Here is a 23539-nt window from a genome sequence, read left to right as displayed (position 1 = left end):
AAAACATTCATGAATGTTCGTCTTTTACTACCTACAAATAGCTAAATAAAACAAAAAATGAGCATCAAGTTTCACTTGATGCTCACCTCATTATACTGCTTTTTCTTTATCTGCTATTTGCTCTTCCCAGCACTCTGTATTTTTCAGACCTGGAATTGCATTCGCATAGAAGACTGGATCTTTTCCTTGTTTTTTTTGCTTTACGTAATCTGATAATGCCGCAAAAGCATACTTAGAAAGGAATACGATTGCAACTAAGTTAATAACAGCCATAATACCCATGAATAAATCTGCTACATCCCAAACGATTTGAATTGTTGCTACAGACCCTAACATAACCATACCAAGTACAGCAATGCGGTATGCATTTAATAGCACTTTACTTCCATTTAAGAACTCAATATTTGTTTCACCATAGTAGTAGTTACCTACTAATGAACTAAATGCAAACAAGAAGATTGCAACCGCTACAAATATAGACGCCCACGGTCCGATATGCTGGCTTAATGCTTGCTGCGTTAATTGAATACCATTTAGATCAGCTGCATTATGCACATCTGATAAAAGAATGATAAATGCTGTACAACTACAAATTAATAATGTATCTGTAAATACCCCTAAAGTTTGAATGAAACCTTGTTTAACTGGGTGCGTTACGTTTGCAGTCGCAGCTGCGTTCGGCGCACTACCCATACCAGCTTCATTTGAGAATAATCCGCGTTTTACCCCTAGTAAAATCGCAGCTCCTAATCCTCCGCCCACTACTTCTTTAATTCCGAAAGCATGTAAGAAAATTTCTTTAAATACATACGGAATTGCCGTAATGTTTGTTACAACAACGAATAATGCTACTGCTACATAAATAATTGCCATTACCGGGACAATCATTTCAACCGCGCGTGCAATACGTTTTACTCCGCCGAAAATAATAACTGCAAGTAAACCAGCCATTACAAGACCCACTAATCTACTATCTGTTTTGAATGCCCCATCAAAAGCAGCCGCTACAGTATTAGACTGTACAGCGTTAAAAATTAATCCGAAACTTACTGTTATTAAAACAGAGAAAATAGCTCCAAGCCAGCGCTTATTTAATCCTTTTTCCATATAATAAGCTGGGCCACCACGGAACGCATTCCCATCTTTTACTTTATAAATTTGCGCTAATGTGCTCTCTACAAATGCAGAAGCCCCCCCAATTACCGCAATTAACCACATCCAAAATACTGCTCCTGGGCCACCTGCTGAAATTGCGATAGCTACACCAGCTAAGTTACCAGTACCTACACGAGAAGCTGTACTCATACAAAAAGCCTGGAACGATGATACACCGCTCTTCTCTTTTTGAGCCTTCCTCGTTTTCGAACTTGCCCCATCCCCAAGCAATCGAATCATTTCACCGAAGTAACGAACTTGGACAAATTTCACACGGAATGAAAAATAAAGCCCTAACCCAATTAACATCGCAATAATGATATATGACCAAAGGACATTATTTATATCTCCAATTACTTTAGCTAAAAAATCCATAATTGCATTGCCCCCTCTTCTTCACAATAAGAAAATTATATTTTAAAAACTCTTAGTAATCAAGAATTTTCGACAAAAACATGTAAGGTTTTCTAACATGTAATTGTTACCATATATGACATACTTATTTTTTCTATACTTAAAACGTGGAAAATAGCACAAACATCCCTACCTATTCAACTGGTTATTTCCAAACTACAAATAGCAAGAAAAACAAACCGAATTGCAATTCACATCATGTATTACAACAAAAAAGATGAGTATCGAATTCAGCTCGATACTCATCTTTTCATTACATTGCTTTTTCTTTATTCGTTACCACCGGCTTATCCCAACACTCTGTATTCGTTAAACCAGGAATAGAATCTGCACTGAAGACTGGATCTTTTCCTTGTTTCTTTTGCCTTACATAGTCTGCCAAAGCAGCATATGCAAATCGGCCAAGAAGTGTAATCGCAATTAAGTTTGTCATTACCATGAGGCCCATAAATAAATCTGCCATACTCCATACGACTTTAAGCGTCGCAACAGAACCGAATAATACCATTCCAACTACTGCAATACGGTAAATTGTTAACCACGTTTTACTTTGTTTAATGAATTCAATATTTGTTTCACCATAGTAGTAGTTTCCTAGAAGTGAACTAAATGCAAATAAGAAAATAATAATCGCTAAGAAACTGCTTGCCCATGGGCCAATTTGTGAACTTAATGCATTTTGCGTTAATTCAATACCTTCTAAATTTGTTGCTTTATATGCACCAGAACATAGTACGATAAATGCTGTTGATGTACATACTAAGAATGTATCTACTAATACGCCAATTGTTTGAATAAAACCTTGTTTCGCCGGATGCGTTACATCAGCTGTTGCTGCTGCGTTCGGCGCACTACCCATACCTGCTTCATTCGCAAATAATCCTCGCTGAATACCATATTTCATTGCAGCACCGATACCGCCACCTACAGCTGAATCTAAACCGAATGCACCTTTAAAGATTTCCGTAAACACATCTGGTATTAAATAGAAGTTTTTAATGACAACAAAAATAGCTACTGCAATATAAATAAGCGCCATTGGCGGAACAATCATTTCCGACATACGTGCGATACTTTTTACACCACCAAAAATAATAACCGCAACTAATGCAGCTAATGCAATTCCAACAATATAACGCTCTAAACCAAATGCATTTTCAAACGCCAATGTAACTGTATTTGCTTGTACTGAGTTAAAAATTAACCCGTAACTAATTGTAATAAGGATAGAGAACCAAATTCCCATCCAACGTTTATTTAAACCTTTTTCCATATAATAAGCAGGACCACCACGGAAGCCACTGCCATCTTTTATTTTATAAATTTGTGCAAGCGTACTTTCTACGAAACTTGAAGACGCTCCGATAATCGCAATAACCCACATCCAAAATACTGCTCCAGGTCCTCCCATAGAAATAGCTAATGCTACACCGGCTAAGTTCCCGATTCCAATACGAGCTGCTGAACTCATACAGAAAGCTTGGAAAGAAGATACACTACCTTTTTTACGTGTCTTTCCAGTTAATCCATCACTCATTAGTCGAACCATTTCCCCTAAATGAGTAATTTGTACGAATTTCAATTTAATAGAAAAATAAAGCCCTAAACCAATTAACATTGCAATAAGAATATATGACCAAAGAATTGTATTTGTTGACGAAACGAATTGTTCCAAAATATTCATACAATTAACCCTCCTTTTCTCCATAAATCGAATTATATTCAAAAAATATTAAAAAATCAACATTATTCGACAACTTTCGATTTCCAAATGTTAGATGTTTATAAATTAACAATCTTTTTATGACTCTCCTCCCTCTAACTGTACATACTAAAATAAAAAATAAATCTACAAACAACCCCATTGACAAAAACACCTACCTGTAACTATAATGATTACAACGGGTTGTAACAAACCTAATTACAATACATTCATTCACTTTCAGATATACACTTTAACAAAACACTTTGGAGGGATTTATTATGAAAATCGGAATTATCGGAGCAACTGGTAAAGCAGGAAGTCGTATTTTAAAAGAAGCATTAGATCGCGGACATGAAGTAACTGCAATCGTAAGAAACGCTACAAAAATTACAGAAGAAAATGTAACAGTTTTAGAGAAAGATGTATTCGCTCTTACATCTAACGACCTACAAGCATTCGACGTAGTTGTAAATGCATTCGGCGCTCCAGCAGGAGAAGAACACCTTCACGTAGATGCAGGAAATGTACTAATTGAAGCTATGAAAGGTGCACCAAATACAAAATTACTTGTAGTTGGCGGAGCTGGAAGCTTATTTGTAGACGAAGAGAAAACAACACGTGTATTTGAGACACCAGGTTTCCCTAATGAATACCTTGCAACTGCTCAAAATCAAGGTAAAAACTTAGAAATTTTGCAACAAACAAACGATATTACTTGGACATTCATCAGCCCTTCTGCATTATTCGCATTAGGAAAACGTACTGGTTCTTACAAAGCTGGAAAAGACAATCTTCTTGTTAACTCAAAAGGTGATAGCTACGTAAGTTACGAAGATTTCGCAGTAGCAGCACTTGATGAAATTGAAAATCCAAAACACGTAAACGAACGCTTCACAGTAGTTTCTGAAGCTGAATAATAAAAAATGCGCATAGATATTGTATCTATGCGCATTTTTATTATAACGTTCCCTTTACTTGTTCTAATCCACTTTGAGGAATGTTAAATGAAACCTCTGTTGAAGCGAATCGCTCTTCTAATTTACTCTTTTAGAATAATGTTACAATTTCGCGAATGAAATCCATTAATTTTAACATGTAAATTTCTTTATTTTTAAATGCCTTTTAAAACACAAAAACATTGTTTTCACCCTCATTAAAATCATCTTGATATAATTTTAAATTTCATATATAAAAAGCATTGGTTAACACCAATGCTTTCATCCTTACCTTTTATATTGACTCGGTTTATGCGGTTCGTTTGGAGTATGTGGTTTATTATTATCATGACCATTTCCTTTTTTCCAACTCACTGATAACTCCGGACTTGTTTCTTCTTCACTGCGCTCAAGTAATACGACTGCATTTTGAATTGTTGGTGTACCTTTATGTGCAATCCCTTGTAGCTTCGTTAATTTTCCTGATACTTTAAAGCTAAATCCACCAGCTGGTGTCTGTTTCGGAATTAAGATGCGGAATTTTTCTCCTACATTGAATTCCGTTTTTGCTTCGCCCTTTTCATTTACAAACTTCGCGCCCACTGGAGCACCTGTTGCTTGCACTTTATACGTTCCACTTTTCGCGTTTGTTTCTACTGTATATAAACCTGTTTCAAAGAAATCATTTTTCAATACTGCTTGTTGTTCTTCTGATGGTACTACACTCATTGTAATTTCTTGCAATTCCTCACTAGCACTTGCCTTCGCAACGATGTCTTTCGTTACTTTTTCTACATTTTTGTTACGGAACTCTAAATCGTTAATATCAATTTGCTTTAACGCATTCCACACCGCAAGCTGCGTTGCGTAATGCGCATCTCTCCAATCAGAAACACCTAATTCTTGTGGACTCTTTTGTGGATATCCATTTAGTAATACGCGGTACACATTAATATCCACTTTCCCCATTTCCGGTAAATCTTGACCGCTGGGAGATTTCAAATCTACATTTAAGCAAAAGGCAATTTTTCCATCTGCTGTTTTAATAAGTTCTGTTCGGATTGGTTTCTTCTTGGACTTGCTATAACTCCAATCCATTTGATACTTCGTATGGTCCATAACTTCTGCGAATGCTTTTTGAAGTGGAAATAATAAGTTCGCAAATACAAATAAAACACTCAAAAAAGCGGCCACTAGCTTGAACAATCGTTTTATATTCATGTTTACAACCCCTTATGAAATAACAAATTTACTACTGTTTATTATTTAGTTAGAAATTTTTTTTATGCATAAGCAAAACAAAAAAGAGTGCAAACTGTTTGCACTCTTTCTCTCCACTATAAGTTTAGAAATCAAAGTTATCAGGGTCTGGACCAACGCGATGATTTTCATTTAACGCATCAATTTTTTCCATATCTTCTTTCATTAATTCGAAATTAAATATATCGGCATTTGCAACGATGCGCTGTTCTTTCGTTGATTTTGGAATTGTGATTACTCCATTTTGAAGATCCCAACGTAAAATAACTTGAGCTGTCGTTTTACCGTGTTTCTCAGCAATTGCTTGTAATGTTTCGTTATCTAATAATTGACCTTGCATAAGTGGTGACCATGCTTCCATTTGAATACCTTGTTCTTTACAGAAAGCTTGTAATTCTTTTTGTGTTAAACGAGGGTGGTATTCTACTTGGTTAATCATTGGCTTGATTTCTGCATCTTTCATTACATCTTGTAAGTGATGGATTTGGAAGTTACTTACACCAATTGCACGTACGCGCTTTTCTTTATAAAGTGTTTCTAACGCTCTCCATGTATCTTTATATTTCCCTTCTACAGGCCAGTGAACAAGATATAGATCTAAATAATCTAGTTCTAATTTTTTTAAGCTCTCTTCGTATGCAGCAATTGTCGTTTCATATCCTTGATCTGCATTCCATACTTTTGAAGTGATGAATAAATCTTCTCTTGAAATACCAGTTGCTTCGATACCTGCACGAATTCCTTCTCCTACTGCTTTTTCATTTCCGTAAATTGCAGCTGTATCGATGCTGCGGTATCCTGCTTTAATTGCTGCTTTTACAGCTTCTACAAGTTCTGGTCCTTCTTCTACTTTAAATACACCTAAACCGAACCAAGGCATTTCCACACCATTATTTAATACTGCTTTACTTTGTAAGTTTTTCATTTTATTTTCTCTCCTTTTATTTTACCTGATCTCTTTTTTCTAATGTCATACTCCACGCTGTTAAAATAACAGCAGCTACTACCATAAGACCGCCTACCCAAGCAGTGTGGATTAATCCTAACGAATTCGTTACAAGGCCACCTATATAAGAACCTAAAGCGATCCCTCCGTTAAATGCGGCAATATTAATTGCTGAAGCAACATCAACCGCACTTGGAACAAAGCGCTCTGCCAATATAACTACATATACTTGTAGCCCCGGAACATTCATAAATGCGAATAGTCCCATGAAAATAATTGTGATTAATCCAGCTACTTTAAATGGCGCTGTAAATGTTAAAACAAATAATATAATCGCTTGGATAAAGAACATGTAAAATAGCGCTCGAATTGGATTATGATTCGATAATTTTCCGCCGACCATATTCCCTATCGCAATTGCAATTCCATAAACTAATAAAATGATGGTAACGGTACTTGCTTCAAATCCTGTTACTTCTTGTAATAGGGGTGATAAATACGTAAATGTTACGAATGTACCGCCGTATCCAAGTGCAGTAATAATGAAAACGAGTAACAGTCTTCCATTTTTAATTAGTTTGAATTGATCACGAAACGATACAGGTACACCATTTTTAAAATTGGATGGGACGAGTATGCTATTCGCGATAAAAGCAATAATTCCAATTACAACAATCGCCATAAACGACGCTCTCCAGCCAAATTGTTGACCGATAAACGTTCCAATTGGCACACCTGTAATAGTCGCAACTGTTAATCCAGTAAACATAATTGCAATGGCGCTAGCACGTTTATTCTCTGGTACAATTGCAGCCGCAATTGTAGATCCTATCGACATAAACACACCATGTGCAAATGCAGATACAATCCTTGCGATAATTAATATAGTGAAGCTTGTTGCTACTGCTGCAATGCTATTACCAATAATAAAAATAACCATAATCCACATTAATAATGTCTTTCTCGACATACTAGCCGTTAACGCTGTTAACACAGGAGCTCCAACCGCTGCCCCTAACGCATATAAGGAAACCGTTAAACCGGCTGTTGTAACCGAAACATTTAAATCTTTTGAAATAGATGGTAATAAACCGACACTAATAAACTCGGTTGTACCAATTCCAAATGCACTAATTGCTAATGCTAATAAAGCAAACATACTTCTTCGATTCGTCTGAACTTCCGAAGATGGTACTGTATATGAACTCAATTGAATTCCTCCTTATTACAAGAAATCCAATCATAATAGTGCGATAAAAAGGCCCTTTTATCTTCTAAAAAATATATTTAATCTCTACAAATGCTATTATGAATGGTTCCACTCTTTTTTTGAAGAACGCACTTTAAAGTACGATAGGCACCAAAAAGTAACATAGTCACTTTTCAGTACCGTACTACTCATTTGCCTCTTACATATGCTATTATGAAACATATTTAACATGATAAAAAGTACGTACTTTAAAGTGCTATAGGTACTAAAAAGTAACATTTGTATAATTTTGCTTACTTTACTCACAAAAGGAGGGTTTTATATGAAGAAATACAATATTCCTGTAGAAGCGACTTTAGAGGTTATCGGCGGCAAATGGAAGGTTGTTATCCTTTGTCACTTAACGAAAGGTACAAAGAGAACGAGTGAACTAAAACGTTTAATGCCTGGTATTACACAAAAAATGTTAACACAGCAATTACGTGAATTAGAAGACGACGGCGTTATTCAAAGAAAAGTATACAATCAAGTTCCACCAAAAGTAGAATATTCTCTTACAGACTACGGTTGGTCTTTAGAATCTATTCTTGATTCTCTTTGTACTTGGGGCGAATGCCATCTTGAAAAAGAGGGTAACACATCAATGCTAATCACAGAAGGTGAATAATAGAAAAAAAGGAAAAAACGAACGTAAATTTGTTCATTTTTTCCTTTTTTTCTTTATATATATGTACATTTCTAGCTGCAACAAAATATTTTATACGCTTTCATACCTTGTCAGTACTACGTTATACACTCAATATCAAATAATTAGGAATCATTTTTATGTTAACATAGGTGTATATAGTATATAATATAGGATATATATTATATACACTTTCCGGTAACGGAGCTTTTCCATTATGCGGACAAGCCATATATCGGACAGTTCATAAATAATAGGTAGGAAATTATGGTTTTGGATTTATGATTTCAGCTTACTTGCTGACATAAATTTAAAGGCATTTTATTGTGCTTTGTGAAACTTTGTATAATGTTTCGCAAGCGTTTACTATCTTACCTATCAAAAATAAGAGTATTGCTATCGTAAAGGAGAATTGGAGATGCCAGAAACTATGACTCAAACAAAGCCAGAACAAGAAACTGTACAAATTTCTGCTAGCCAAGGACAACTTGATGTACTTGATCAGTTGTTAAAACCTGAGGTACAAGAATCATTAACAACACTAGTAGAACAGCTTCCAAAATTAACTGAGCTTGTTAACATTTTAACTAAGTCTTATGACTTCGCTCAAACTGTTGCTACTGATGAAGTATTAAAAAGCGACACTGTTGGTGCAATTACAGAGCTTGTAGAACCTGTAAAAGATACAGTGAAAAGCATGGCTGCTACTGCAATCGAAGCGAAAGATCGTGCTGACGAAAGCAACGAAGTTATCGGCCTATTCGGTCTGTTAAAATTACTAAAAGATCCACAAGCACAAAAAATGTTCCGCTTTGTGAACGCATATCTTCAAATTAGTGCAGAACGTAACAATAAATAATTTAACTTATAACAACAATTAGTAAAGACGGGGGATATCATACTATGTCAAAACAAATTGTCATCTTAGGCGCTGGTTATGGCGGTCTTCTTGCCGCTTTAAACGTACGTAAATATTACAGCAAATCAGAAGCACAAGTTACAGTGATTAATCAATACCCAACACACCAAATCATCACTGAATTACACCGCCTTGCAGCTGGTAACGTGTCTGAGCAAGCAATTGCAATGCCACTTACAAAGCTTTTCAAAGGTAAAGACATCGATCTTAAAATTGCAACAGTTGAGTCATTCTCAGTTGATAGCAAAGAAATCAAACTAGCTGGCGGCACTACTTTATCTTACGATGCACTTGTAGTTGCTTTAGGAAGTAAAACTGCTTACTTCGGTATTCCAGGACTAGAAGAAAACAGCATGGTATTAAAATCTGCTGCTGATGCAAACAAAATCTACCAACACGTTGAAGACCGTATTCGTGAATACGCGAAAACGAAAAACGAAGCTGATGCTACAATCGTAATCGGTGGTGGCGGATTAACTGGCGTTGAGCTAGTTGGTGAGCTTGCTGACATTATGCCTAAACTTGCAAAAAGCCACGGCGTAAATCCAAAAGAAGTTAAACTTCTTCTTGTTGAAGCAGGTCCAAAAATCCTTCCAGTATTACCAGACCACTTAATCGAACGTGCAACTACTAGCCTAGAAGCACGCGGTGTTACATTCTTAACTGGTCTTCCTGTAACAAACGTTGCTGGCAATGAAATCGACTTAAAAGACGGTCAAAAACTTGTTGCTAACACATTCGTTTGGACAGGTGGCGTACAAGGTAACCCATTAATCGGTGAATCAGGTCTTGAAGTTAACCGTGGACGTGCAACAGTTGATGCATACCTACAATCTACTTCTCACAAAGACGTATTCGTTGCTGGAGACAGCGCTGTTGTCTTCTCTCCAGACGGACGTCCATACCCACCAACTGCACAAATCGCTTGGCAAATGGGTGAGTTAATTGGATACAACTTATACGCAGCACTAGAAGGCAAAGCATTCGAAGAGTTTGCACCTGTAAACTCTGGAACACTTGCTAGTCTAGGACGTAAAGATGCTGTTGCTACAATCGGAGCAAGCAATACTCCACTTAAAGGCTTACCAGCATCATTAATGAAAGAAGCAAGTAACGTTCGTTACTTATCACACATTAAAGGTCTATTCAGCTTAGCTTACTAATCTGAATATAAGCCCGAATCATGCCCTGCATGGTTCGGGCTATTTTTATCCGTAATTTTCTCTAACTTATTTATTCGGCAGAAGAATAATATAATCCTTTTAATTATCTAAATTTACTGATTATTTTATGTCTAAATTGTGTATACGAAAGAATGGAAGTATTCTTCCTACTCCCATCCTTTCACACAAACTATTCTCCTAACTTCACAAGGCTGTAGTTCTTCTTCCCTTTACGAATAATAATAAATCGTCCATCAAATGAATTCTCTACCGTAACATCCGTACCCACATCCGTTACTTTTTCGCCATTCATAGAAATAGCTCCATTATTAATATCTTCACGCGCCTGTCGTCTAGATGGCTCAATTCCTAAATCAACTAGCCATTCTACGATATTTTTCGTCTCTTTTGAAGACTGGAATGTTGGCATTTCTTTAAAGCCTTGTTCAATTTCATCGGCTGTTAACGATTTAATATCTCCGCTAAATAACGCTGCTGTAATTTTCACAGCTTGCAGGAATGCTTCTTCTCCATGAACGAATTTTGTCATTTCTTCCGCTAATACTTTTTGCGCTTCACGTTTATGAGGCTCTGTTTCTACCTTCACTGCCAATTCATCGATGCGCTCTTTCGTTAAGAACGTAAAGTATTTCAAGTATTTAACAACATCACGGTCATCTGTATTCACCCAGAACTGGTAAAATTCAAACGGTGTCGTTTTTTCAGGATCAAGCCAAACTGCACCACCTGCTGATTTACCAAACTTCGTACCATCTGATTTCAATAGTAACGGAATCGTCAATCCAAATACTTTTGCTTCGTGCCCTTCTAACTTACGAATTAAATCTAAACCACTCGTAATATTTCCCCATTGGTCACTACCGCCAATTTGCAGTTGAACATCTTCTTTCGTGTATAAATAATGGAAGTCCATCGCTTGCAAGATTTGGTACGTAAATTCTGTGAAAGAGATTCCTGTATCTAAACGACTTGCTACGATGTCCTTTGCTAACATGCTATTAATGCTAAAATTTTTCCCGTAATCACGTAAAAACTCAATAATATTTATTTCATGTGTCCAGTCGTAGTTATTTACCATCTTCACTTCGCTATTTCCGCCAAAATCAAATAGCTTTTTCATTTGTGCTGTTAACGCATCTACATTATGCTGAACTACTTCTAACGTTTGAAGTTGGCGTTCTGATTGACGTCCACTCGGATCACCAATTGTTCCTGTTGCTCCGCCAATTAAAATAACTGGATGATGGCCGGCTAACTGGAACCTCTTCATCATCATAAATGGAATCAAATGCCCGATATGCATACTATCACCAGTCGGATCCACTCCGCAGTAAAGTGAAATCTTTTTCTCTTCTACTAGCTTACGTAAACCTTCTTCGTCAGTCTGTTGATTAACGGCACCGCGCCATTCTAATTCATCAATAATGTTCACCTTTTGTCATCCCCTTTATTTTAAAAAAACAAAAAATCCCTATGTCTATGACATAGGGACGATTATTCACCGTGTTACCACCCAGTTTGTATAAATAGCATAGCCACTCATACCACTCTTAGCAATAATATCGATTGCCAATCCGCTTAGCATTACCTAAGATACTCCAGAGTGTAATTCACAAGTTTGTTTGTGCTAGGTTCCAGCATCCCCTAGCTCTCTCGTTAACAGTGACAAACTGCTACTGGGCTCTTTCAACGTATGTTATTTGTTAAATTATTAGCCATTATATTGAATTGAAAACAAATTGTCAACAATACCAAAATATTATTTTAAAATAATTCGCAATTTCATACGTATGTTTTATTCTTTATCTTCTCCAATAATCCTTACTTCGCGCTCTAACTTCACGCCAAATTTCTCTTCAACTGTCTTTTGTACGAAGTGAATTAAATCGATATAATCTTGTGCTGTTCCATTATCAACATTCACCATAAATCCAGCGTGTTTTAGAGAAACTTCCACTCCGCCAATCCGCTTACCTTGTAGTCCTGATTCTTGAATCAATTTACCAGCAAAGTTATTTGGTGGGCGTTTAAATACGCTACCACATGAAGGATATTCTAGAGGCTGTTTTGACTCACGTTTAAACGTTAAATCATCCATTTTTGCTTTAATTTCTTCACGTACACCTTCTTCAAGTTCAAATCTCGCTTCAAGAATAATATAATGGTTGTTCGCAAATACACTCTTACGATATCCAAATTCAAATGCTTCTTTCGTCAAAGTACGTAGCTCTCCATCACCTGTCATTACGACAGCTTCTGTTAATACAAACGAAATTTCACCGCCGTATGCACCTGCATTCATATATAATGCTCCGCCAACTGAACCTGGAATACCGCAAGCAAACTCAAGACCCGTTAAGTTATGGTCTAACGCAATACGTGATACGTCAATAATTGCAGCACCGCACTGTGCTACAATCGTCGTTCCTGTTACAGTAACACCTGTAATGTGAATTAAACTTACTGTAATCCCGCGAATTCCACCATCTTTAATAATGACATTCGATCCATTTCCTAAAAACGTAACTGGAATATTATATTCGTTAGCATATTTAATAACTTCTTGAATTTCATCATAATTTGTCGGTGCAACGAACACATCTGCTTTTCCACCAACTTTAATATGCGTATGATTCTTTAACATTTCATCTTGTTTCACATGACCTTCAGGCAATACCGTACTTAAATATTCATAAACCTCTTGCATATTCATTTTACGATTCCTCTATTTCTATATTCTTTTTATCCCGTTATACGGGCCCATAATATCCCCACATACATGAACGAACCTAAAGTGGTGGATACAGTGTACCCAAAATCAATTCGAGACACCTATAAACCCCTTAATTTATAAGAGGTGCCACTCATATTAAAATATATATTGCATAATAAAGCAACCCAAATGGGCTACTAAACTTGACATGTCATCAGAAAGACAACAATTTGTAAAATATATTACTTTTTCAAAACACTATCCTTCAGTATCTTACTATACCACACGAAAATAAAGTGGTATTTTTTTGAAATATTTTTTGTTTTCATCAACAAAAAAGATGCTTTTACCTATGTAAAAGCATCCCTTTCCTTACTTATTTTAAATTACTTTTCGTTCTCTTCTTTTTCTTTATCAAACCATAACAGTTCATCGTTATCAACTTCACCATTATAATTGATTAAGATTTCTTCTCCCGCTTTTATATCCTTATAAGCGAAGAAGTTAAACGTATGGTTCTCGAAGACAATATCATACGTTGCATTCGGTGTATATGAATGATTGAATAACATACCGTATCCTAAAAGGATTGCTGTATGATTAATCCCATACTCAAATGCGTAGTCAGCAAGTAATGTTTTCTCAATGTGTTCATGCTGTTCATTCGGATAAGAGATAACTGGTGCTGCGTGTATCAACTCACCTTTTTTAATATCACGAGTTGCAAATACACCTCTATTAAATTCTCCATCACTAAGTTCAGAAGTCTTAACTTCGATCATATGCGTCACCTATATAATTCTTTCTTTGAAGTATTTTATCTCGCTATCCGCGAGGTTCAACTAATAATCAGTAGCTATAGTTGAATTTTATCTCTTTAAGCTTGGCAGAAAACGCGCAGAAAAGCAATTAAATTCCTATCAAGTATTCGTTTAAATGAAAAAAGGCACACACGGTGTGCCCTTTTAAAGTGATATTACTTTTCTAAAATATCTTCTAGCAGCTTCACTTGCTCACTAACAGTATGTAACGTCTTCACTGATGTATCATTTCGATGTTTTTCTTCTTCCACACTTGCTAACACTTCTTCTGTAGCCACCGAAGTTTGCTGGATTACATTGGAAGCATGTGTAACACCCTTTACGATATTCGTCGTTTTAACTTGGAAATTTTCTTGATGATCAACAATTTCTCTCATTACATCATTAATTTCATCAATAAACTTCCCTAAATCCGTTACATTTGTTAAAACACTTACTAGCATTTCATTACATTCTTCTTGTACTCTTTCTGATTTCTCTACCTGTACTTCGACCTTACTTGCTTGATTACTAAACTCCTTCAAAATCCCTTGAATTCTTCCCGCAGAACGATTCGATTCCTCCGCAAGCTTTAATACTTCATTCGCTACAATAGCAAAGCCTTTTCCATGTTCTCCTGCTCTTGCAGCTTCAATATTTGCATTTAAAGCTAACAAACTCGTCTGACTTGAAATATTCGTTATTACATCTACAATTTCATTAATTTGTTTCGATTGCATCATTAAATCTCTAAATATAATTCCCGATTGTGAAACAACATCATTTAAACTTCTCATATTCGCTTCAAAATTTCGTAAAGTATGTACACTACTCTTTGAAATTTCTAAACTTTCATCAACACGAATCGATGCATTTCTTACTTGAGAAATGATTTGTTCAATATTCCCCTCCATATCATTCAATACTTCTACCGAACGATGCATCATCTCTGATTGTGATTGAGTGCCAACTGCCACCTCTTCAAAAGCGAAATTAATTTCACTCATCGACTCCATCGATGTATTCATATTTTGTCTTAAACAATTGAAATTACTATCTAGTTTCACAACCGTTTCCTCAATCAGTCTTTGCGTTTCTTCTAGCTCCTGAGCTTTCCTCATTACTTCTTGCTTCTCATCACTTAAACGCACTAACAGATTAGAGCCAATCTTCGTGACACCCCACATTGCAATCGTAACGATCGCTAACAAGCTTGCAAAGTTTGCCGCTTCAGATGCAGCTGTATAAGCAAAAAACTGCTCCGGCCAATAGCTACAAAGGATAAATGTGATCACAACAGCTATCCCGCCAAGAATTAAAATGAGACGTTCACTTAAATAAATAAGTGAAACCGCTAGTGTAAAGTAGACCATTTGAAATACAGCCGGGCTTTCATTAAAAGCCTGTACCATAATATAAGACATCATAAGCAACATAAATGTCATGATATATTTATACATCGCTTCCATGCTTTCTATAAAAGTAAGAAGCGTTCCAAATACAACGACAGAAATACCACAAACCCAAAACGCTATTGCTCTCTCTGTAAAAATATATCCGTAATACCCAATCGCGATTATTCCAAGGAAGAAACTACAAATCGTAATAAACAGCAATAAATGATTTTTCTGTGATCCTTTCTCAAGGTTAGAAAAACAAGTTTTCTTTAACCATTCCATATATAAAGTCCCACTTTCTACACTTAATTACTTCAACTTAAATACCGCACTCACTGGGTTATGATCACTATTCTCAAACTTTAAATCTTTCCCTTGTACATTTACAATCTCAACATTCGGTGAAACGATAAAGCCATCAATAATCGTAACAAAGTTTTCACCTTCCACATACTTCTTTACATCATCTCTCACCGTCATAACAGACGAATCTACAGCCCACTTAAAGCCACCATCAGTAAAGTCCTTTGGTAACTCTACTAACCACTCAGGACGCTCCTTCACAAACTTCGGATCACTTAATTGAACATCAGAAACTAATTGATTCCAATCTCCGCCCATTATTACGTAATCACCATTTTTATAATGCTTGTTCATATATTCTTTTAAATACTCTACTTGCTGTTTTCTAATTTTCCCGCCTTCATCGTATGCAGACAAATGTAAGTTGACAAGTCTAACATGTTTTCCATTATTAACTGGGATTGTATGTTCAACAATCGCTCGATCTAAATCGAATAAACGCTTCGGCCAAGGTTCCATTCCAGGAAGCTGGAATCTCTTCGCTGTTTGAACTGTATATTTAGAAAATGTACTTAATCCAGCCTCAGCATATCCCATTGGACTTGTAATTGGAACGGGAACCCATTTTGTATCATAGTTCTTTCCGAACGACGAAGCATAATCAAGTAATCCTTTTTTCAAAAATTCATGCCCATTCACATCAAATGATCGAAGTGATTTTATATCAACTTCTTGTAGTAGCGCAAAATCACTATTCTCATTTTGTAAAAACGAAAGCATATTCTTTAAGTTCACTTCAGTCTGTTCTTTACTACTTGAACCAGACCTCTTTCCCCCATCCATAAAGAAGTCTTGCTCCTTATCTAATCCACCATATCCAATATTAAATGTTGTAACTTTAAATTCATTTCCTGTCGCTAATACGCGCTCTTTATTATTTTCCACCTTCAAACTTATAACATCAGCAGGCTGTTCTTTTGTAAGTGTCATATATCCTAAAAAACCACCTACAACTCCCACTCCTACTAAAATACATATAAGTACTATTTTTAATAATTTCTTCAAATAAACGCCCCTTTTCTAAAACACCAAACTTAATTTTCTTTTTTTTCAGTTAACTAAACTGAATGCCAGACATACGAAATATTTTATCATATTAAAAATCTTATATCACTATATTTAGTTTATAAGTAATATTTCTTGCTCTTGAATCATCAAAAATACAAAATACCTCAACTCCTTCACTGGAAATCCAACGCAATGTTTAGTACACTATATGTAATAATCATAGGCGATGGAGTTCGCCATACACGCTGCTTAGCTAATGACTCCTACCAGTATAACTACTGGTAGGAGTCTATTTTTTTGAGCAAGCTATTTAAAGAGGTGAGAAAATTGATTTATATTATCGTGGGCATTTCCGGTATATTAGGAGCCCTTTCTCGTTATTATTTAGGTCTTACTATTCATGAATTTTGGCATCATGCATTTCCACTAGCTACATTACTGATTAACTTAGTCGGCTGCTTCTTATTAGCATGGCTGACTACGTATATCGCTAAGCTCAACATTTTACGTTCAGATGTAATCACAGGCATCGGGACTGGATTCATCGGTTCTTTTACGACGTTTTCAACATTTAGTGTAGAGACTATTCAATTGATACATCATTCTGAGTGGAGCATAGCCTTCTTATATGTATCATGCAGCATACTTGGTGGCCTCGTTATGTCTGGCCTCGGGTATACACTAGGTCATTTCTTAATTAAGAAACATCTTATGGAAGGTGATCACTTATGATAGAAGCTTTATTAGTGGCAACTGGAGGTTTCTTCGGTGCGATTACAAGATTTGCAGTTAGCAATTGGTTTAAAAAAAGAAATAAAACACCATTTCCAATTGCTACGTTTCTCATTAATATAACAGGGGCATTTTTACTCGGATATATAATTGGAAACGGAGTCACTACAGGCTGGCAATTATTATTAGGTACTGGATTTATGGGTGCGTTCACTACATTTTCGACATTTAAGCTAGAGTCCATTCAGCTCTTCAACCGTAAAAACTTTGGTGTACTATTTATATATATAAGCGCAACTTATATAATCGGTATCGCCTTTGCATTCCTTGGAATGAAACTAGGCGGAATATAAAAAAAGAAAGCGACTCTGATCAGTCGCTTTCTTTCATAAGAAGTATGTCCCGCCATATGGAATGGAAAATGAACTAACTGGATACACATTATAATGTACAATTTGCATAGGCGGCTGCGCATACGGCATATACTGACTTTGCATCATTTGCGCTACTTGTGCTTGTTGCTGCATTTGAATGGCCTGATACACAGCATGAATTGTCCCTTACGCTCCTGCCAGCGTAATAACTGCCCCTACTTGTCTACCATTGTAAAAATAATGATTCATCATTATTCAGCTCACTTATTATTTTTCTTCCATATAGTATGTTTCTATTTCATAGTGGGTGTTTTAGCTCATAAAATTCCATTTGTCGTGAGCTAATAATCTATGAGACCGGCCCCACAGATTAAAGTTCTATTTTATTTATTATTGTTTTTTCAACTTTGAAGTAATAAATCCAAATAGTAATACAGCAATACCACTAAATAACAATACGTAACTTACTGGTACTAGGAAAAAGAAAGGTTCTACAAGCAATCCATTATCCGCTACTTTACTAGTTGTGCCTTGTACTAATAAACAAGTAAATCCTAACGATAACAGTACGATAGCTAATAAAAATTTATTTTTCATAATATATTCTCCTTTAACTTCATAATTATTTTATTTATATCCCTTTGGCTAACATCATAATAAGCCCCACCACATTATAAGTCAACAATCTTTTATCGTTTAACAATAAATAATTATTTTGAAACGTAACAAAAAAGACTATAGATAATCATTATCTATAGCCTTTTCACTTCATTATTTCACTCTAAAATATTCCTTCTGAAACATACACATTCTTATCGCATTATGATAGTTACCATCCACGAAAAACTCGTCGAGAAGTTCACCTTCTACCATAAATCCAACCTTTTTATAAACATGTACTGCTTTTTCATTTTCCTTATCCACCACTAAATAAAGTTTATGCATATTTAATACAGAAAAAGCGTAATCCATCGCTAAACGCGTCGCTTCCGCTGCATAACCATGCCCTTGATAATTCGGATCAATAATAATTTGGAATTCAGTTCTTCGATGAATATAATCGATTTCCACTAACTCGACTAATCCAACCATCTCATTATCTTTCTCCAGGATAAAACGGCGTTCACTTTGATCATGGATATGTTTATCATATAAATCCTGCAGCTCCACAAATGCCTCATATGGCTCTTCAAACCAATACGACATAATATGTGCATTATTATTAAGTTCATGTACGAACTTTAAATCTTCTCGCTCTAATGGACGTAATTTCAATTCCTGACTCATTTCTATAACCTCCAAGTAAAAGAAACCTCTTCACTTAATTTCTCAATTTTTTTCAATTTCAAACGCCCTAATTTCATTGTAAACTTTCAAGCAACTTGAAGGTCAAGACATAAAAAGTAGTGCAAACCTATGTCTGCACTACTACTCTTTTCTCAAATCTCTCATGTTTGATATGTATAAAGCAATGACTAATACAAGAATGGATCCAGCATATAATAATGTCTCCATCGGTTCCTCATGGGATACAATAATTAATCGAATTAAAGCCGTAATTCCAATGTAAATAAAATAACGTAATGGGAAATGATAGTTCGATTTAAAATACTTAATGATTAAAGCGATAAACTCGAAGTATAAGAAATAGACGATGATACTTTCCACTAATTTATAAGATGTATACTCTTTTGCTGAAAAAATATACTGAACAAATGTGATTGTCTCATTCACTAAGAAAATTGATAACACAATCGACAATATAATTAAAGCTATATTTAATATCCATTGCAAAACACTAGCTATAAGATGATCAATATTAAATGACTTCATTTTATCTTTAGACTCCCCTTCGTTTAATTACGTATTTATTATAGCAAAATTATGATTGTAGGTGGGTTAAATCACAGGTTCGTCCTTTGTTGTTGCCAGTGTGGGAGATGTTCATTGTTTGGAGGAGTCTTTTAACCACAGAATTTGTAAGATGACGTCGACACATTATACAAACACCTTTCTCTCGATGATATACAACTCTTTTTACCCACTCATCTGTTTCCAAAAAAATTTAAAAGGGGCAAGTTTTGAACTATATATTTACTAGTAAAAGTAGATTACAGCACAATAGCCAATTTTTATTTGAGAAAACATCATCCATTTGTCGATAAAAAATAAAAATGTGAAGGAATTCATAATAAATGAATAGAAAATAGATGTGTTAGATTCAATTACTACTAGTAAAAAACATATTTCACCAATTGACAAAGAATTTTATGATTCTAAGCTAATAAAGACTAACTTATTTCCTCCTAATTTTAGCCTCTCATCTTAATTTAAACTGCTTATACAGTTAAACATTCTTATTGTCGTAGTCATTGTTTAACTTTCAACGTACTTGTACCACACTCACATAAAGACAAGCTTATGTGAATTGAAGTTCATGTAGGATTTTTCCTTATTTTCTAAAGTATAATTGTAATTTCTTTAATAATCTGCACAAAAATTAAATTCTATACGTATATTTAAATTAGAACGACTGTACTAATTATAGGGAGGAGGATTTATTTGAATAAAAGGCGTTATGATAGTGAGGTTACAAAAAAAGATATCATGGAGCATGCATCTCTTTTGTTTTCTCAAAAAGGATATAATCAAACATCAGTCGGAGATATTTCTAAAGCCTCTGGTTACAGCAAAGGACATATATATTATCATTTTAAAAACAAAGAAGAACTATTTGTCCTCTTAGCTCAAGAAACTATGAAAAATTGGTATGAAAAATGGGCAGCAAAAGAATTTACTTATTCAACAGCAACTGAAAAACTATACGGCATCGCAATTCATGTCCTTTATAATTACCAAACGCCTTTATTAAAATCAGGTCAAGAGCTCGCTTCAAATCCAAAATCTAGTCCTGAATCGATCAAGAAATTATTTGATTTAACAATTGTACCAATGAGTACTTATCGAACAATTTTAAAAGAGGGAGTAGAAAAAAAGGAGTTCAAAGATGGTAATCTAGACGAATGGACTATATTGCTAGGAACTTGGCTTGGGGGATTATGTCAGCTCACGAATACGCAAGAGTTAAAAACACTAGAACCTCTGTTTAACCAAGCGATTACAATCTTTTTAAGATCCATAAAAAAAGGGGGAAATAAAAATGAAGATTGGATTAATCGGTGACAGTTTAACTGAAGGTCGTCCAGGAGTGTCCTTTGTGAACATATTAAAGCAAAAATATCCAAGTTATACACTATTAAACTTTGGTAAACCTGGGGAAACGGTTAAAAGTTTGCATACACGATTATCGAAGACCAAGTTGGAGTCAAATTTTGATTTAATCTTCCTTTGGATTGGTGCTAATGATGTTTATTCAAAATTGTTAAAAGTGCAAGCTCAACCAATTGTTGAAGACCATCGAGAATTTAGTGATTATTTCAGTAAAATATTGAATATGGTCATTCCTTTTTCCAAGTACGTTGTTGTGGTTTCACCAGCAATAGTAGGAGAAAACTTAAAAAATCAATCAAATTGCGAGTTAAAGGATTTGTCTTCTATTATTAAAAATATCTCGAATCAATATTTAAATGTTAGTTTTCTGGATATTCAATCGGTATTTGAGAAACGGTTGGCTAACGTACACAGTTCAGACTACATCAGCACAAGTGTTATGACAGTGATGAAAGATGTATTTTTTTATAAGAATCCAATTCGAATCGATCGATTATCCAGTAAGCGAGGCCTTCATTTGACTTTAGATGGGGTTCATTTAAATAGCAATGGTGCTTTGTGTGTGGCAGACGAATATGCATCTATGATAGATCAACTTTTATTCGATAGCAATGGTACCATTCAATCACAATAATAGATTGATTTATGGAGGAAATGTAATGGGAGAAAATAAAAAGATTGCTATTGTCACGGGTGGTGCATCAGGAATTGGAAGAGCTATTTGTCATGAATTATCCTCTCAAAATATATTTGTAGTTATCGCCGATATTAATGAGAGGGATGGAAAGGCGTTCGAAGAAAAACTTAACCAAGAGATTTCAACTTCTAAATTTATGTATGTAGACGTCACTGATTACAACTGTGTGAAACGTGTATTCAAAGAAATATATGAAGAATTTGGAAGGATAGACTATCTATTTAATAATGCTGGAATTTCTATGTACGGTGAATTGTACGATATGTCGCTAGAAAATTGGAAAGAAATCGTTGATATCAATTTATGGGGAGTTATTTATGGTACTCAAATAGGGTATAAAATAATGAAGGAACAAGGGTTTGGACATATAGTTAACACAGCATCTGCGGCAGGGCTTGGTCCCTCTCCAATAGCTTCAGCCTATTCTACAACTAAACATGCTATTGTAGGTTTAACAACTTCTCTTCATTATGAAGCGGAAGAGTTTGGTATTAAAGTAAGTACACTTTGTCCCTCCTTCGTTGATACTCCAATATTTGATGCAGCAAAAGCAATTAATATTGATAAGTCTGCTATAACAAAACAAATGAAAAAACACAAGATGATGTCTCCTCAAAAACTTGCGAAAATTGCCATTAATGGAGTTCATAAAAATAAACCTATAATATGCCCTATGCCATTACGCAAAACAATGGATGTCATATTTACAATCTTTCCTTCAATGCATAATGCATTAGCGAGGTTTGTTTGTAAAGTGGTTAGAGAAGCCAAATATTCATCTAGCTAAATTTTATAATTCCCTTCAAAATAATCCAACAAAATAGGTTGCCCCTTCGTTATGTAGTTAAGAAATACATTCAAGTTGTAATATAAACCAATCAACCAAATATTATTCTAGTCCGTTGGTAAAATGAGACCATTAATAAGTTGGTTTCATTTTTTTGTCCAAAAATAATTATAAAAATAGAAGTATCCACTTTCTTATCTCATTACAATCAAGCTTTGTGCAACATCATCTGTAAGATCCATTCTCCACTTTTGAAAAAGGGATCAAACCAGACGGTTCGATCCCTTTTGTTTTATAATAAATCTCTCTTATTTTTCTACAATACCTTTTTCCTATAAATTTTATGTTAACATAGCTATTGGTTAACTTATCCTGATATATTATGAATTTCCGTTCAATTTATTTAAGATACTTTTATCTATTTTTGTTTGATCCACCTTAGCTATTTTAGAAACAATCCCACGGCGATCTTCCCAATCAATCAAATAATATTGATTTTTTTCCAATTTATTTTGTACGGAAATTTTCAGTTCTCTTTCTTTCCCTTTTTTATCGTACACCTTCTCATCGTAAACATGATACGTAAGAACTTCTCCATTACTCAATTTTTCGTTTTCTACTGTAGAATCCGTCATTACTTTTACATAATATTGTTTAGTTGAATAGTATCCATTCTCTGATTTCAGATAGTAGAAAGCACCTCCTACTATAACTAATAACACAAAAATTCTCATGATCCATTTCATATGATAATACCTAACCTTTCTATTCTACTTGTAGGATTTATATTCATTAACATATAAATCTTCCTTATCTTAAGTATGCTTTATCCATAAAGAGTGTACAATTCAGTTTCCTTACACCTACATTACACTTTTGTAATCCTATTATTTCGGATTACAACATTGTTATTGTTTTATAAAAGAAACGTAATTTTTCCGCAAATAAACAGAACCATCCCCGCGATTTCAGCCATCTTATGCTTCTTATTCTATGAAGGCTCAAAGGTAAATCCTAACAATCA

At 34.9% G+C, this 23539-nt stretch carries 23 protein-coding genes, 2 pseudogenes, 1 riboswitch and 1 other annotated feature; of the genes and pseudogenes, 9 read left to right on the top strand and 16 right to left on the bottom strand.

Going from position 1 to position 23539, the window contains the following annotated elements; translation table 11 throughout:
* Positions 1-90: 90 nt before the first annotated feature.
* Together CO726_RS09940 and CO726_RS09935 are read right to left on the bottom strand one after the other, a co-directional pair.
* A complete protein-coding gene (locus CO726_RS09940) occupies positions 91-1530 on the bottom strand; it encodes an alanine/glycine:cation symporter family protein (protein WP_099684136.1) in 1440 nt (479 codons plus the stop codon).
* Between the two features lie 292 nt (positions 1531-1822).
* On the bottom strand, positions 1823-3253 hold the full coding sequence (locus CO726_RS09935; RefSeq protein ID WP_099684135.1) for an alanine/glycine:cation symporter family protein: 1431 nt from the start codon (positions 3251-3253) through the stop codon (positions 1823-1825).
* Between the two features lie 299 nt (positions 3254-3552).
* On the opposite strand from CO726_RS09935, the gene CO726_RS09930 reads away from it, so the two are divergent.
* On the top strand, positions 3553-4191 hold the full coding sequence (locus tag CO726_RS09930) for an NAD(P)-dependent oxidoreductase (protein ID WP_099684134.1): 639 nt from the start codon (positions 3553-3555) through the stop codon (positions 4189-4191).
* Between the two features lie 306 nt (positions 4192-4497).
* Here CO726_RS09930 and CO726_RS09925 read toward each other — a convergent pair whose 3' ends face one another.
* From CO726_RS09925 to CO726_RS09915, 3 genes are all read right to left on the bottom strand, one after another.
* Positions 4498-5430: a thioester domain-containing protein gene (locus CO726_RS09925; protein WP_099684133.1), complete on the bottom strand. Its 933-nt coding sequence runs from the start codon at positions 5428-5430 to the stop codon at positions 4498-4500.
* 124 nt (positions 5431-5554) lie between these two features.
* Entirely contained in the window at positions 5555-6394 is an 840-nt protein-coding gene (locus CO726_RS09920) for an aldo/keto reductase (protein WP_099684132.1), read from the bottom strand.
* A gap of 16 nt (positions 6395-6410) precedes the next feature.
* Entirely contained in the window at positions 6411-7574 is a 1164-nt protein-coding gene (locus tag CO726_RS09915) for an MFS transporter (RefSeq protein WP_169513029.1), read from the bottom strand.
* 373 nt (positions 7575-7947) lie between these two features.
* On the opposite strand from CO726_RS09915, the gene CO726_RS09905 reads away from it, so the two are divergent.
* The 3 genes from CO726_RS09905 (at position 7948) to CO726_RS09895 (ending at position 10392) form a co-directional block, all read left to right on the top strand.
* Entirely contained in the window at positions 7948-8292 is a 345-nt protein-coding gene (locus CO726_RS09905) for a winged helix-turn-helix transcriptional regulator (RefSeq protein WP_098759654.1), read from the top strand.
* Between the two features lie 436 nt (positions 8293-8728).
* Positions 8729-9169, top strand: a complete 441-nt coding sequence (locus tag CO726_RS09900) for a DUF1641 domain-containing protein (RefSeq protein ID WP_001115309.1) — start codon at positions 8729-8731, stop codon at positions 9167-9169.
* A gap of 44 nt (positions 9170-9213) precedes the next feature.
* Positions 9214-10392: an NAD(P)/FAD-dependent oxidoreductase gene (locus CO726_RS09895; protein ID WP_099684130.1), complete on the top strand. Its 1179-nt coding sequence runs from the start codon at positions 9214-9216 to the stop codon at positions 10390-10392.
* Between the two features lie 190 nt (positions 10393-10582).
* Here CO726_RS09895 and tyrS read toward each other — a convergent pair whose 3' ends face one another.
* From tyrS to CO726_RS09870, 5 genes are all read right to left on the bottom strand, one after another.
* On the bottom strand, positions 10583-11845 hold the full coding sequence (tyrS, locus tag CO726_RS09890; protein ID WP_099684129.1) for a tyrosine--tRNA ligase: 1263 nt from the start codon (positions 11843-11845) through the stop codon (positions 10583-10585).
* A gap of 51 nt (positions 11846-11896) precedes the next feature.
* Positions 11897-12112 (bottom strand) — a binding site (T-box leader).
* A gap of 96 nt (positions 12113-12208) precedes the next feature.
* Positions 12209-13126 carry a UDP-N-acetylmuramate dehydrogenase gene (murB, locus tag CO726_RS09885; RefSeq protein WP_099684128.1) on the bottom strand — a complete coding sequence of 306 codons (918 nt, stop codon included), beginning with the start codon at positions 13124-13126 and terminating at the stop codon, positions 12209-12211.
* A gap of 386 nt (positions 13127-13512) precedes the next feature.
* Positions 13513-13908, bottom strand: a complete 396-nt coding sequence (locus CO726_RS09880) for an SET domain-containing protein (RefSeq protein WP_025148250.1) — start codon at positions 13906-13908, stop codon at positions 13513-13515.
* Between the two features lie 194 nt (positions 13909-14102).
* The gene (locus CO726_RS09875) at positions 14103-15605 is read right to left on the bottom strand and encodes a DUF4077 domain-containing protein (RefSeq protein WP_099684127.1); all 1503 of its coding nucleotides are present in this window, start codon (positions 15603-15605) and stop codon (positions 14103-14105) included.
* A gap of 27 nt (positions 15606-15632) precedes the next feature.
* Positions 15633-16691: an endonuclease/exonuclease/phosphatase family protein gene (locus CO726_RS09870; protein ID WP_099684126.1), complete on the bottom strand. Its 1059-nt coding sequence runs from the start codon at positions 16689-16691 to the stop codon at positions 15633-15635.
* Between the two features lie 216 nt (positions 16692-16907).
* Positions 16908-16967: riboswitch (Fluoride riboswitch) on the top strand.
* 54 nt (positions 16968-17021) lie between these two features.
* Here CO726_RS09870 and crcB (CO726_RS09865) point away from each other — a divergent pair.
* Positions 17022-17426: a fluoride efflux transporter CrcB gene (crcB, locus tag CO726_RS09865; protein WP_169513028.1), complete on the top strand. Its 405-nt coding sequence runs from the start codon at positions 17022-17024 to the stop codon at positions 17424-17426.
* A complete protein-coding gene (gene crcB / locus CO726_RS09860; RefSeq protein ID WP_099684125.1) occupies positions 17423-17779 on the top strand; it encodes a fluoride efflux transporter CrcB in 357 nt (118 codons plus the stop codon). Before crcB (CO726_RS09865) ends, crcB (CO726_RS09860) begins: the two co-directional genes overlap by 4 nt.
* Positions 17780-17812: 33 nt before the next feature.
* On the opposite strand, the pseudogene CO726_RS09855 reads toward crcB (CO726_RS09860), so the two are convergent.
* The 5 genes and pseudogenes from CO726_RS09855 to CO726_RS31450 form a co-directional block, all read right to left on the bottom strand.
* Positions 17813-18052: pseudogene (locus tag CO726_RS09855) on the bottom strand (DUF3947 family protein).
* A gap of 138 nt (positions 18053-18190) precedes the next feature.
* Positions 18191-18397 carry a DUF3955 domain-containing protein gene (locus CO726_RS09850; RefSeq protein WP_099684124.1) on the bottom strand — a complete coding sequence of 69 codons (207 nt, stop codon included), beginning with the start codon at positions 18395-18397 and terminating at the stop codon, positions 18191-18193.
* 174 nt (positions 18398-18571) lie between these two features.
* A complete protein-coding gene (gene speG, locus CO726_RS09845; RefSeq protein WP_097832319.1) occupies positions 18572-19087 on the bottom strand; it encodes a spermidine N1-acetyltransferase in 516 nt (171 codons plus the stop codon).
* A 141-nt stretch (positions 19088-19228) separates the two neighbouring features.
* Positions 19229-19633 (bottom strand): phosphate-starvation-inducible protein PsiE, encoded by a 405-nt coding sequence (gene psiE, locus CO726_RS09840; RefSeq protein ID WP_098759645.1) that lies wholly within the window; start codon positions 19631-19633, stop codon positions 19229-19231.
* A gap of 49 nt (positions 19634-19682) precedes the next feature.
* Positions 19683-19781: pseudogene (locus CO726_RS31450) on the bottom strand (nuclease-related domain-containing protein); the annotation flags it as partial.
* 581 nt (positions 19782-20362) lie between these two features.
* Between CO726_RS31450 and CO726_RS09835 the strand changes: the two are divergent.
* Genes CO726_RS09835 through CO726_RS09825 form a run of 3 tightly spaced genes read left to right on the top strand, consistent with a single transcriptional unit; the run spans position 20363 to position 22515 of the window.
* Positions 20363-20983: a TetR/AcrR family transcriptional regulator gene (locus CO726_RS09835; RefSeq protein WP_099684123.1), complete on the top strand. Its 621-nt coding sequence runs from the start codon at positions 20363-20365 to the stop codon at positions 20981-20983.
* Positions 20961-21665 carry an SGNH/GDSL hydrolase family protein gene (locus CO726_RS09830; RefSeq protein WP_099684122.1) on the top strand — a complete coding sequence of 235 codons (705 nt, stop codon included), beginning with the start codon at positions 20961-20963 and terminating at the stop codon, positions 21663-21665. Before CO726_RS09835 ends, CO726_RS09830 begins: the two co-directional genes overlap by 23 nt.
* 25 nt (positions 21666-21690) lie before the next feature.
* Entirely contained in the window at positions 21691-22515 is an 825-nt protein-coding gene (locus CO726_RS09825) for an SDR family NAD(P)-dependent oxidoreductase (protein ID WP_099684121.1), read from the top strand.
* Positions 22516-22895: 380 nt separating this feature from the next.
* Here the strand turns inward: CO726_RS09825 and CO726_RS09820 are convergent, their stop codons facing one another.
* Positions 22896-23261 carry a YxeA family protein gene (locus tag CO726_RS09820; protein ID WP_099684120.1) on the bottom strand — a complete coding sequence of 122 codons (366 nt, stop codon included), beginning with the start codon at positions 23259-23261 and terminating at the stop codon, positions 22896-22898.
* Between the last annotated feature and the right edge of the window lie 278 nt (positions 23262-23539).

This window comes from Bacillus fungorum, from assembly GCF_002746455.1.
Classification (GTDB): domain Bacteria; phylum Bacillota; class Bacilli; order Bacillales; family Bacillaceae_G; genus Bacillus_A; species Bacillus_A fungorum.
This window is presented reverse-complemented; position numbering and strand designations above follow the sequence as displayed.

Excerpts from the sequence above, each read along its gene's own strand:
- CO726_RS09940 (WP_099684136.1), bottom strand. The coding sequence starts at position 1,530 with ATGGATTTTTTAGCTAAAGTAATTGGAGATATAAATAATGTCCTTTGG.
- CO726_RS09935 (WP_099684135.1), bottom strand. The coding sequence starts at position 3,253 with ATGAATATTTTGGAACAATTCGTTTCGTCAACAAATACAATTCTTTGG.
- CO726_RS09930 (WP_099684134.1), top strand. The coding sequence starts at position 3,553 with ATGAAAATCGGAATTATCGGAGCAACTGGTAAAGCAGGAAGTCGTATT.
- CO726_RS09925 (WP_099684133.1), bottom strand. The coding sequence starts at position 5,430 with ATGAATATAAAACGATTGTTCAAGCTAGTGGCCGCTTTTTTGAGTGTT.
- CO726_RS09920 (WP_099684132.1), bottom strand. The coding sequence starts at position 6,394 with ATGAAAAACTTACAAAGTAAAGCAGTATTAAATAATGGTGTGGAAATG.
- CO726_RS09915 (WP_169513029.1), bottom strand. The coding sequence starts at position 7,574 with ATGTTTGCTTTATTAGCATTAGCAATTAGTGCATTTGGAATTGGTACA.
- CO726_RS09905 (WP_098759654.1), top strand. The coding sequence starts at position 7,948 with ATGAAGAAATACAATATTCCTGTAGAAGCGACTTTAGAGGTTATCGGC.
- CO726_RS09900 (WP_001115309.1), top strand. The coding sequence starts at position 8,729 with ATGCCAGAAACTATGACTCAAACAAAGCCAGAACAAGAAACTGTACAA.
- CO726_RS09895 (WP_099684130.1), top strand. The coding sequence starts at position 9,214 with ATGTCAAAACAAATTGTCATCTTAGGCGCTGGTTATGGCGGTCTTCTT.
- murB (WP_099684128.1), bottom strand. The coding sequence starts at position 13,126 with ATGAATATGCAAGAGGTTTATGAATATTTAAGTACGGTATTGCCTGAA.
- CO726_RS09880 (WP_025148250.1), bottom strand. The coding sequence starts at position 13,908 with ATGATCGAAGTTAAGACTTCTGAACTTAGTGATGGAGAATTTAATAGA.
- CO726_RS09875 (WP_099684127.1), bottom strand. The coding sequence starts at position 15,605 with ATGGAATGGTTAAAGAAAACTTGTTTTTCTAACCTTGAGAAAGGATCA.
- crcB (WP_099684125.1), top strand. The coding sequence starts at position 17,423 with ATGATAGAAGCTTTATTAGTGGCAACTGGAGGTTTCTTCGGTGCGATT.
- CO726_RS09850 (WP_099684124.1), bottom strand. The coding sequence starts at position 18,397 with ATGAAAAATAAATTTTTATTAGCTATCGTACTGTTATCGTTAGGATTT.
- speG (WP_097832319.1), bottom strand. The coding sequence starts at position 19,087 with ATGAGTCAGGAATTGAAATTACGTCCATTAGAGCGAGAAGATTTAAAG.
- psiE (WP_098759645.1), bottom strand. The coding sequence starts at position 19,633 with ATGAAGTCATTTAATATTGATCATCTTATAGCTAGTGTTTTGCAATGG.
- CO726_RS09830 (WP_099684122.1), top strand. The coding sequence starts at position 20,961 with ATGAAGATTGGATTAATCGGTGACAGTTTAACTGAAGGTCGTCCAGGA.
- CO726_RS09825 (WP_099684121.1), top strand. The coding sequence starts at position 21,691 with ATGGGAGAAAATAAAAAGATTGCTATTGTCACGGGTGGTGCATCAGGA.
- CO726_RS09820 (WP_099684120.1), bottom strand. The coding sequence starts at position 23,261 with ATGAAATGGATCATGAGAATTTTTGTGTTATTAGTTATAGTAGGAGGT.